The organism is Gemmatimonadota bacterium, assembly GCA_026706845.1.
In the GTDB taxonomy this organism is placed as follows: Bacteria; Latescibacterota; UBA2968; order UBA2968; family UBA2968; genus VXRD01.
This window is the reverse complement of record JAPOXY010000198.1, coordinates 1-10,438: the sequence shown is the minus strand read 5'-3', so window position 1 is coordinate 10,438 and position 10,438 is coordinate 1. Positions and strand designations below refer to the sequence as shown.

The following is a 10,438-nucleotide window of genomic DNA, read 5'->3' as shown; positions in this document are numbered from 1 at the left end:
GGACGCGGCCATCGGTAAAGGCGCGGTGGGGCTGGTGGCAAGAGCCGCAGGCTAAGCTGCCGACTCTGGAGAGCCGCTTGTCAAAAAAGAGGAGTTTGCCCAGGGCTATTTTGGTTTGGGTGAGGGGGTTGTCTTTGGGAATACTGCTGAGATAGCGGATTTCGTCATGGCCCAATGGCACGCGGGGTATGTCGCCACCATATATGGCTATCGGAAAGGCGATCAGGAGGGCACAGAGAAATGTGAGACGGATTGCCATGGTGGTCTCTCTCTTAGCGGGCGCAGCGAAAGCCGAAGTAGGCCATGCTGCCGTTGTCCTGGGCCGAAGGCTCGCCCCCATAGCGGCGGGCGCAACGCAGGGAATGGGGGGAGGACTGCCATTGCCCACCCCTGCGCGTGTGTTGATAATCAAAACCTTTGTCCGGCCCTTTGGGGTTATCGGAGGGGGCGTTTTTGTAATAGTTGGGATCGTACCAATCGGCACACCACTCCCACACATTGCCAGCCATGTCGTAGAGACCGTAGGCATTGGGAGAGTGGGATTTGACAGCTATCGTGGGATAAGGTCTTTTGAAAATGCGTCCGTAATTGGCTTTTTGTTCGTCGGGCGGGTCGTCCCCCCAGGGATATTTGGCCTGGGTGCGGCCTGCGCGGCAGGCATATTCCCATTCGGCTTCGGTGGGCAAGCGCGCGTCCAGCCATTGGCAATAGGCTTCGGCGTCGTAATAGGTGATGTTGACGACGGGGTGGGTGCCAAACTCAGACATCCAGAACCAATCTTCGCGCCAGTGCTCGGGCGAGGGATGGGCTGTGGCTTTTGTGAAGGCAAAGTATTCGGTGTTGGTGACTTCGTGGTTCAGGAGTTCGAAATCGGACACTGTGACCAGGCGGATGGGTTTTTCGTTTTCAAAAGTGCCACCCATAAGGAAGGTGCCGCCCTGGATGGATATAAAACCGAGTTCATCGGGTTGGGGCGGGGCAGATGGTCGCCAGGGCTTTGACGGGTCGATGACGACCCAGCCTTTGCCGGATGCTTTCAGGCTTTCGGCGAGGGTATTGAGCAAGGTGCGAATTGTGGCTTTGTCGGGTGCTTCAGGCGAGAGGTCGAGATAGGTTTTGAAGTGGCGATAAGCATTGGCGTTGCGTTTTTGACGGTGATAGAGGCGGGCCAAAATTAAATGTGTGGGCGCATGTTTGGGGTCAATTTTGAGGATTTTGAGGAATTGCTGTTCGGCATAATAGACCTCGCCGTCTTCCAGCGACATGCGGGCCAGATCGTAGCGTGCGGGGATCTCGGCAGGATCGCCCTGCGCGTTGGCAGAGGCAACAAAACCCAGCAGAAAGACAAAAGTGAAATACAGATGGGTAGGCATGGGAATATCCTTAAAGAATACAGTGAGTAGATGTCAAAAGTTAAGGGGGTTGGGAAGCGTTGTCAAGCATAGGGGAGCGAGCAAAAAAATATAACTTGATATTTTTTTTTGGGGCGATATATTGTCCTCAGACGATATATCGCTCTTTCTGGGCTGTTTATTAGTTACACATATTCGAATATCACTTTGGAAGTTGGGGGTTGCGGAGCGTTTTCTATTTTATAAAAAAATTACTTTTTACGAATATGTGTTTAGAATAACGTTCACATTGGTACACTTTTTGCATTATATTTACATAGACATTTCATCTGAGCCACATCAAAGCTTTCTGCTCGTGAATGATGCCCCTCATTTATGTCGTTCTAATAAGTGACGAGATAAGCCAATGAAAAAAAATCAAGCTACGATTAAAGATATTGCAAGGAAGTTGGGAATTTCGTATTCAACAGTCTCACGGGCGTTATCCCCGCATGCGTCGGTATTGGTGAAGGAGAAGACCCGAGAACTGGTGAGACAAACAGCCGCCGAGATGGACTACAGTCCCAATTTGATGGCGCGGGGGATTGTGATGGGGAAGACGGGTACACTGGGGCTGTTGACCTACCAGATTTTCCAGGAGGCTTTTGGGCGTCAGACCGATCAGATTTTGAAAGAGGCTGAGGAGCAGGATTATCAGATCATGATGGGAGTGGCCTCGAACCGGATCCCTCAAAGTTCACGGGCTGACGAGACTGCGCGGATCAAGCAGTTGATTTCCTGGGGCGTAGATGGACTTTTAATTCATACGCGGGGAGACGAAGGAGAGTCAGAGCGCATTTTGGATGCGGTGAAGGGACGGGTGCCAGTGGTGACTTTGCACTATCCAGTCGAAAACCTGAGCGGAGTTGTGCTGGACTATGTGGCGAATTTTTCCGGGGCTACAGAACATTTGATCAAGTTGGGGCATGAGCAGATCGGGTTTATCGGAGAGGACTGGAATGAGTCCAGCCCGGTCTCAGCTAAGGGTAAAGGATATTTGCTGGCGATGGAACAACACGGCCTGACGCCCAAACGCATACCTGTTAGCGATATTTTTGCAGAATCGGGATATCGGCTGGGTAAAGAACTCGGTGGTCGGTTTACGGCACTTGTGTGTCGGGACGATTATACGGCGGTAGGCGTTTGTAAAGGGCTACGGGAATCGGGTCTTCGCATACCCGAGGACGTGGCTGTGGTGGGTAGTGGGGATATTGATGTGTCGGCGTATGTGACGCCATCATTGACCACACTGGTAACGCCTTACGAGGCGATTGCCCAGGCGGCGATGGATCTGATGTTGGAGCAACTCGAGGAACAGAATAACCCTCGACAAATAACTTTGAAATCGCATCTGGTCGTGCGGGAATCCTGCGGGGCGAATAAAGGTTAAAAACACTCAAAAAAACACTTGACATTGGGAGAAATTTTAATGCATATTATCTGTGATATAAGTGCAAATGTGTGTCTGTGTCAGAAATTTATCATAAATGAACAATAAACAGTAGTTTGTCTTCGTCATCAGTTCGGAGCTAAAACCGTCTAACAAACCAGTGGGAGGGCATGGTATAGAGGGTTTTTTTTATACTCATATCTGAAAGTTAGAAATAGATGTTTGACTGGTTATTAGATTAGATGATTTTTTGTCAATATGAAAATAAGTTTTACAAATGTATTGAGCCGGAGAAAGGAGGGATATTTGAATTGAGTGCGATACCGTTTTGTGTTTGTGTTTTTTACCATCTCAAAGGAGGGTCAGCTTATGCGGATGTTGAGAGAGATGTTTAGAACACTATGCCTCGCTGGGGCGGTTCTAATTTCGGTTTCTACGGCTGGAGCTTTAGAAGAAGGCCAGTCGGGGATCGGGTTTTTCGGGAGTGCAAATGTACCGTTGTTCAAATTTGGCGAGTGGTACTCTGCGTCTCCCAAGTTGGGGATTAGCTATAACTATATAGCTTCGTCGAGGATTGTCGCCGAGATCGAGTATCACTATTCTTCGATGCTGGGCGGCGATCTGGATACGCGAGAGTTCACCTGGCCGATTGACAGCCAGAACTACCGCAGTCCAAATGTCGATCAAGGCGTGACGTTCAATAGCCTGACCGCCAGCGGTTTGCTCCATTTTAAAGAGTTGGGCGAAGGCACATCGCCTTATATAATGGGCGGCGTCGGGTTCTTCGGATTCTCGAACGAGGTGTCGGGGCTGATTTTTCCCGGGCAGTCGGGAACGTCCCTGGATACCAGCATTATGAATCCCGCCTTCAACGACAAGGTGGCGGCGCTGACGTTCTCATTTGGCGGTGGGATTAGCATCGCGGGGTCCGAGCAATTTGTGATCGATCTTCGCTTGCGGTATAATGTGATTATGGGCGAACTCCGTCCCCTGGAGGACTGGGGGCTGGAAAAAGTCTTCCCCATGCAGGCGATAGATCTGTCGGGTGGAATTAAATATTATTGGTAATCTTTACACTGAGGAGGTTTTCGATGTATAGAAAATGTCTGGGTTTTGTTCTCGTTGCGATTTTTGCCCTCGGTTTTGTCAGCCTGGCCGAGGCGGCGACAACGGGAAAAATTACTGGTCGTATTGTCGATAAGGCTGGAGAGGCTCTTCCGGGTGCCAACGTGCAGGTGGAGGGAACGACCCGTGGGGCAACAACCGATGCAGAGGGATATTATTTTATCCTGTCCGTTGATCCGGGAAGCTACACGCTGAAGGCGTCGATGGTCGGGTACACGGGTGCGACCAAGTCCGATGTACGGGTTGCGTCGGATCTGACGACGACAGTTGATTTCTCTCTCAATGAAGCGGCGCTGGAACTGGGTGAGTTGACAGTGATTGCAGAGCGGCCTCCGGTAGAGGCAGATGTGACGGAGAGCCGTTATGTGGTGACTGCCGAGGATATTGCAGTGCTGCCCATTATCCGCGACTTGAATGACTTTATCGAGCTGGAGGCGGGTGTCAATACCGATGGCACAAATCGGATCCGCAATGCCTTTTTGGGTGGTGATGGCGGCGAAGTGGCTGCGTATGTGGTAGATGGTGTGCGCCTGACGCACTCGGATGGTCGGCGCGGGACGGGCACCCGTGGAGGCACGCAGAACTGGACCGGTGACGTCAATACATCGGCGATTTCAGAGATCACAGTGCTGGCTGGTGGGTTGAATGCCGAATACGGTAATACCGGCTCTATCCAGATTGTCACCAAAGATGGCGGTCGGGATTACCACGGGCAGTTTCACTATCGATATTCGCCAGCGCAACAGAAGCACTGGGGCAACAATGCTTACGAGAGCTTCGTGCATCAGGGCCGGTTGCAATATGGCAATCCAGAATGGGAGAATGAAACAGCCAATGGTCGGAAGGTACATCAACGGCCTTCGAGAGATTATACTGATGTGCGCGGGCATTTTTTAGAAGCGTCCCTTTCGGGACCTATTAACCGCGATCTGTCGTTCTTTGCCACCACAAAGCACGATCTTCAGGCGCGGAACCTGCCCCAGCCGACTGAGCGCGAGCCGTTTAATGCGGATGTGAGCTATAAATTGACCTATAGCGCCACACCCGATATCAAGCTCCGTGCGGGTGGGCTGTATTCCAGCCGCAAAGGTCGCTATGCAGATAGTTTCGATTCCAGGGCGATTTTCCTGGAAGAACGCGGACGCTATGGGGGTGAGTGGCAGGTGACGGACAACATGTTCTATGTGTCCAGCATCCACACCCTATCGGCAAAGACGTTCTACGAGGTGCGGCTGTCGTATATTGCCAGCAAGCAGGATACCATTGATATTCCCCGTACGACGGTGAATCCTTCCTTAGACAACGACGGGTGGTATTACACTGATTCCGGTCAGAGACGGGATCTTCGCGTTGGACAGCAGAACAAGCTGGCAGCGCGATTCGATCTGGCCAGCCAGGTGACCCGCACGCACTTCCTGAAGGGCGGTTTTACGTTTTATCGCTACGACAACTGGAAGACCGAGACCTACGAAGATGTGGATGAGCGGAATAGATGGCTGATTTACTGGGGCAAGCGCTATGAACCCGGCGTTGGTATCACGCCCACCGAACTCCACGCTTATGTGCAGGACAAGATGGAGTTTGAGGGTTTGATCATCAATGCGGGATTCCGCTACGAGCGGTATAGCGGCGGTGTGGTTCCCCTCTATCCCTATCAGGGCGCGCCAATGGGCTACAACTATACGCGCTTCCGGAATCATGTGACGTATGGCGATATGCAGCCGATGAACTGGTTTATGCCCCGGGTGGGAATCTCGCATCCGATTACAGCCAAGTCGAAGATTCACTTCTTCTACGGAAAATTTCACACCCGTCCGGATTTCCGCCGGATATACCAGCAGAACTGGCGGGCGACGGGGCCGCACTCGATTGACCACAACAACGATGGAAACATCAGTGCTGAAGAGTACAATAACAACCTGGTCCGCAACGACTCGTTTGGCTCGGGATTTGTGATTGATCAGTTCTTCTCTTTGCAGCATTCGCAGGTTTCTACGGCTTTTGAGCTGGGCACGGAGTGGAATTTCATCAGCGACTATTCCTTCCAGGGCACTGCTTATTACCGCATCACCAATGGATTTTTGAGTGTTAATGGTGCGGTATTCCGCGATCCGCAGATCGGCGGCAAAGCCAAGACCCGTTCGCAGGGTCCCAGAGGCCACACCACGACCCGCGGCATCGAACTGGCATTGAAGAAGGGGTTGAAGCACAACTTCTCATTCAAAGCCGCACTCAACCTCGGCTGGGGCGAGCGCCTGACTATTGGCGGCACCAAGCGGGGCAATATGGGCGCGAGCATCTATCCGGATGCATCCTATATTGCCGATCCCAACCGGTACTGGGTCAGTTACACGATTGACCCGAATACGGGGGCAGAGGTTCCCGCTCCGCCGACCGGCGCCAAGCTGGAGGAACTGAAGGCAGCGGCGCAGGAGGTAGTAGATAAAGGTCTGGCCGGCGAGTTCGGCGTGGGTGCGATGTATGCGACCAACGATGGGAAATTTTATCCCTTGTGGGAGCAGAGCGGACTGTCCAGTGAGGAACAGGCAGCACTGCGAGGGCTTTACGCCTTTTCGACGACGGGCTGGAGTGTGGAAGGCGGGCGCAGCGATGCCACGCGGACAAATGGAAGCCTGGTGCTGATTTACGCCAGTCCGCCCGATTTTGGTCCCGGCGAGATGTTCTGGGGCAGCAAGCTGTTTGGCGACGTTCGGGTGAACATGATCTACCGCATCTTCACGGGACGAATCTTTGATTATCAGGATCCGAAAACCAGTCTGAACCTGAAGAAAGAGGGTCCCACGATCTCGGCGGTTGATTTCAGCTTCCAAAAAGGTTTCAACATCAGGGGCATCCGCCCGTTGCTTTATGTGGAGGTCGAAAATTTGTTCAATTTCAAAGGCTCGGCATCTACGAGCCCAGACTACGTGCGGTGGGGATTGCTTGAATCACAGCCTACCAATCCGTTGTTCATGCAGTTTGGCGGCGATGCCAGTGAGTTGAGCAGATATACAAGGACCAACCCGCGCCTGGTATTTGCAGGGCTGCGGTTGACCTGGTAAGCAGGCACAGTACCGCGGTGTGGGCATTGCGCCCACACCGCGGATATAAACTTAGACAGAGGATATGACATGAAAATGTATGCGAAATTTTCTCGCACGGCCGGGGCAATCCTTGTGGGAATCTTTGTGATGTCGCTGGCCTGCGAGGTAGCCGCTCAGAATATTCCTCGGTTGCCGTGGCGCAACCTGCGGCGCAGCAAGCTCTGGACGGGGCTGATGAACACAGGCATGCACGGTCCGGATCGAGATGGAAGCAGGCGCGCCAGTATGGAGGGCGTGGCCTATCCGGGGCGGAACCGCTTGCCGGGGAGTTTGTGGGATAGGCGCGGATGGCCGGGGTCCAACCAGTGGGTGCAAAATTACCTGTTGAGAACGGCCACAGCGCGAAGTCTGGGAACGTTTATTATCACCAGGCCCGATCCTTCAGAATACACCCCCTCGCGCGGAAAAGACCTCGTGGTATCGTTTACGAGCCTGACCACCAGCCCGGACATCACGCCGATGGCGTATCCGGTGAGTACGGAAATCGAAGGTCAGTTGGGTGTGGGGATGGATCCTCAGCATCCGCTCAAGGGAATTCCGATAGCGGAGGCCAAGAACTGGTGGCCGGGGCAGCCGCATCCGGGTGCGGACAATATTGTGGAGATCCACAACTGGGATTTCCACACGTATATGAAGCCGGAGCACAAGCGGTTTGGAGAACTGGTGGCTATCGCCAAGTGGACGACGGAGGCCGGTATTCAGGGCACGAAGAAAATCTACCAGTGGACGTTTCGGGACTGGGATGACTTCATCATTGTGGAGAATGTGTTTGAGAATACCGGAGACTCCGATGGCGATGGCGTTGCCGATCTCAACGGCGGTGCCGGGCTGAATCTCAAGGATGTTTATTTTGCCTTTTACAACTATTTCTGGCCCACGGAAGGCGGGACAGCCAATAGAGACCGCGTAGATAGAGCGCGGGGCTATTACTACTGGTTGTTGCGCCGTCAGGAGTCGGAGAACTACGATGTGATCCAGGACGATGTGTACCGCTATACCGAGGCGGCCAATTATGGAACGGCCGACCCGAATCACGCGGATGTAGCCGATGCAGTGGGCATGAAGATGAGCTACGCGTTTGACTGGGACTCTCCGCTGACAGCGCACGACGATGCGGGCGATCCCCATCAGCCCGAAAACCAGTGCTGCTGGGGGCGGGTGAACTTCCAACAGCGCGGAGAACTTCTGGCTGGACAGTACGTGGGGGCGATTCCGATTGACTATACGCCGCCTTTTGTGAACGACGACTACGCAAATTACATAGCTCCAAAGGTGGCGGAGCAGCCCTTTGCCGTGCCGTGGTTCACTCACAAGGAAGAACCGGATATCAACCGGCATAGCACCGACGAGATCGGTATTGCGCTGGTGTCGGTGGCCAAGCCGGGCGAGCGGGTGAGTATGTACAATATCGCCGGACGCACGGGCTGGCCGGACAATCCGACTGCACCGCTGCCGGTGCAGGACAATCCCACGCGACGGGGCGAGACCCCCGAGCAACCCATGTCGCCCAACTGGCATGCGTTTTCTCACACTTATGGTCCCTACGATATGCAAAGGGGAGACCGCGTGAAGATCGTGATGGCTTTTACGGCATCGATGCCGGTAGAGGAAAATATGTGGGGCTGGCAGCGAAATATTCCGCAGAACCAGGCCGATTTGCACACGGACAAGGCCATGCGGAATTTGATGAAGCACGCGCAGCACGCGCAGGCGATGTACGAACTGGGCGGCGACGTGCCGCTCCCGCCGCCGGATCTCCACACCTGGATCGCGAATACACCGGCAGCTACGGCCCAAATTAGCTGGCAGAGTATCGACGATCTGGAAGATCCCGATTATGCGGGTACTGCTGAGGCCAAGGATATTGCTGGCTACCGGGTTTACCGCAGCGATTTTTACTTTGACAACTGGCAACTCCTGAAGGATATCAAGGTCGGAGATACGGCGCACAAAGAGGGTGATCAGTATTCTTACACCGACGATACATCTCTGGCTGGATTTGCCTATTATTATGCGGTGACGGCTTATGACACTGGTCACAGTACCTGGACCAGCAGCGATGGCACCAGGACGCTGTCCGATTTGCCACCAGCTGCCCAGCAGTCGGTACAAAGCGGGCTGGAGAGCGGATTGGCTGCTCCCGAGCAGTTCTTCCGGTATTCGTGGATACCCACGAGTCCGGCAGTGGCCGCTTATGCAGAGGCCGAACGCCTGGAAGCGAAGGTGTCGGTGGTGCCCAATCCCTTCTTGGCCGATGGTTCCCACGCCTATGAGGGATCGGATAAAATTCGGTTCGTGAATTTGCCGTCCAAGTGCAATGTGAAGATTTTCTCGGTTTCCGGAGATCTGATGTCGGAATTTGACCACGATAATCCATCGGTTGGAGAAGCGGAATATATCCAGCTCACCAAAGCGGTGACGGGACAGGTTCCAGCCGGGGTCTATTTCTTCGTGGTGAAATCCCTGACGCCAGAAAGCAACGGAAAGATCCAGCGCGGGACATTTGTGGTGGTCGGGGGATCTGTCAGGTAACCGGCGGGCGGTGGGTAGTCTCTGCCTATCGCCCCTCTGAATAAGGAGTGCAAGTATGTATAAAAAAGTTTTTCTCATCTGCATGCTCGCCACGACACTGATGGCTGTTCCAGCATATGCAGGTGGGCTTATTAAGCGGCCGGACTTGACAATCTTCTCGCCTCTTGCGGTGGCGCAAAGCCCTCGCGCCGTGGCAATGGGGAGTGCTTATGCAACAGCAGCAGACGATGTCAATGCCGCGTGGTGGAATCCGGCCGGGATGACGGGCGTGGAGAAATTGGAAGTGTCGTTGAGCCATTCGCAGTGGTTCGTAAATTCTACATTCAACACCGGGGCTATAGCTTATACAAGCGGTGTGCATACCATCGGGGTCAGCATCCTGACTTTTAAGCCAGAGGATGTGGAGGAGACCACGATTTTGCAGCCGGGAGGCACGGGTCGAACGCTCAGCCTGGGCACATCGGCCTTTAGTCTCATCTATAGCCGCAAGTTCACAGACAAGCTGTCCTTTGGCGTGCGATTTATGCTGGCTCGCGAGGATCTGGACTTGACCAACCACACGACTTTTAACGTGGATTTTGGCACCAAGTTCTACACCGGGCTTGGCAGCCTGAGGCTGTCGATGGCACTGCGGAACTTCGGAAAGGATACAGAGGTGCTGCGGCGACAGTTCCAGCAACCCCTGTCGTTCAATCTGGGGACCGCTGCCGAGGTCTATGGACAGCAAGGCGATCCGTTTTATATCACCGGGGCGGTTGATATGAACTTCCTGATCAACTGGGAAGAGCGCTACCATGTGGGCGGCGAAGCCTGGCTGGGCAATATACTGGCGCTGCGCGGAGGGTATATGTTCCGCTACGATTCCTTTGGACTTACAGCAGGTGCAGGCGTGAAAT

The 10,438-nt window shown here is 53.7% G+C and carries 7 protein-coding genes; 5 read left to right on the top strand and 2 right to left on the bottom strand.

The genetic code is table 11. From position 1 onward, the window contains the following. The coding region (locus OXG87_18005; protein ID MCY3871447.1) for a hypothetical protein at positions 1-259 on the bottom strand (259 nt) is incomplete at its 3' end. A 13-nt stretch (positions 260-272) separates the two neighbouring features. Next, positions 273-1,373, bottom strand: a complete 1,101-nt coding sequence (locus tag OXG87_18000; GenBank protein MCY3871446.1) for an SUMF1/EgtB/PvdO family nonheme iron enzyme — start codon at positions 1,371-1,373, stop codon at positions 273-275. Positions 1,374-1,758: 385 nt separating this feature from the next. On the opposite strand from OXG87_18000, the gene OXG87_17995 reads away from it, so the two are divergent. From OXG87_17995 to OXG87_17975, 5 genes are all read left to right on the top strand, one after another. Further along, positions 1,759-2,781 (top strand): LacI family DNA-binding transcriptional regulator, encoded by a 1,023-nt coding sequence (locus OXG87_17995; protein ID MCY3871445.1) that lies wholly within the window; start codon positions 1,759-1,761, stop codon positions 2,779-2,781. Positions 2,782-3,150: 369 nt separating this feature from the next. Continuing rightward, a complete protein-coding gene (locus tag OXG87_17990) occupies positions 3,151-3,849 on the top strand; it encodes an outer membrane beta-barrel protein (protein ID MCY3871444.1) in 699 nt (232 codons plus the stop codon). 23 nt (positions 3,850-3,872) lie between these two features. Next, on the top strand, positions 3,873-6,968 hold the full coding sequence (locus OXG87_17985) for a TonB-dependent receptor (protein MCY3871443.1): 3,096 nt from the start codon (positions 3,873-3,875) through the stop codon (positions 6,966-6,968). 69 nt (positions 6,969-7,037) lie between these two features. Further along, positions 7,038-9,542: a hypothetical protein gene (locus tag OXG87_17980; protein MCY3871442.1), complete on the top strand. Its 2,505-nt coding sequence runs from the start codon at positions 7,038-7,040 to the stop codon at positions 9,540-9,542. A 55-nt stretch (positions 9,543-9,597) separates the two neighbouring features. Further along, the coding region (locus tag OXG87_17975) for a PorV/PorQ family protein (GenBank protein MCY3871441.1) at positions 9,598-10,438 on the top strand (841 nt) is incomplete at its 3' end.

What these genes read in the sequence shown, in the direction of transcription:
- OXG87_18000 (MCY3871446.1), bottom strand. Translation starts at nt 1,373, where the DNA reads ATGCCTACCCATCTGTATTTCACTTTTGTCTTTCTGCTGGGTTTTGTT.
- OXG87_17995 (MCY3871445.1), top strand. Translation starts at nt 1,759, where the DNA reads ATGAAAAAAAATCAAGCTACGATTAAAGATATTGCAAGGAAGTTGGGA.
- OXG87_17990 (MCY3871444.1), top strand. Translation starts at nt 3,151, where the DNA reads ATGCGGATGTTGAGAGAGATGTTTAGAACACTATGCCTCGCTGGGGCG.
- OXG87_17985 (MCY3871443.1), top strand. Translation starts at nt 3,873, where the DNA reads ATGTATAGAAAATGTCTGGGTTTTGTTCTCGTTGCGATTTTTGCCCTC.
- OXG87_17980 (MCY3871442.1), top strand. Translation starts at nt 7,038, where the DNA reads ATGAAAATGTATGCGAAATTTTCTCGCACGGCCGGGGCAATCCTTGTG.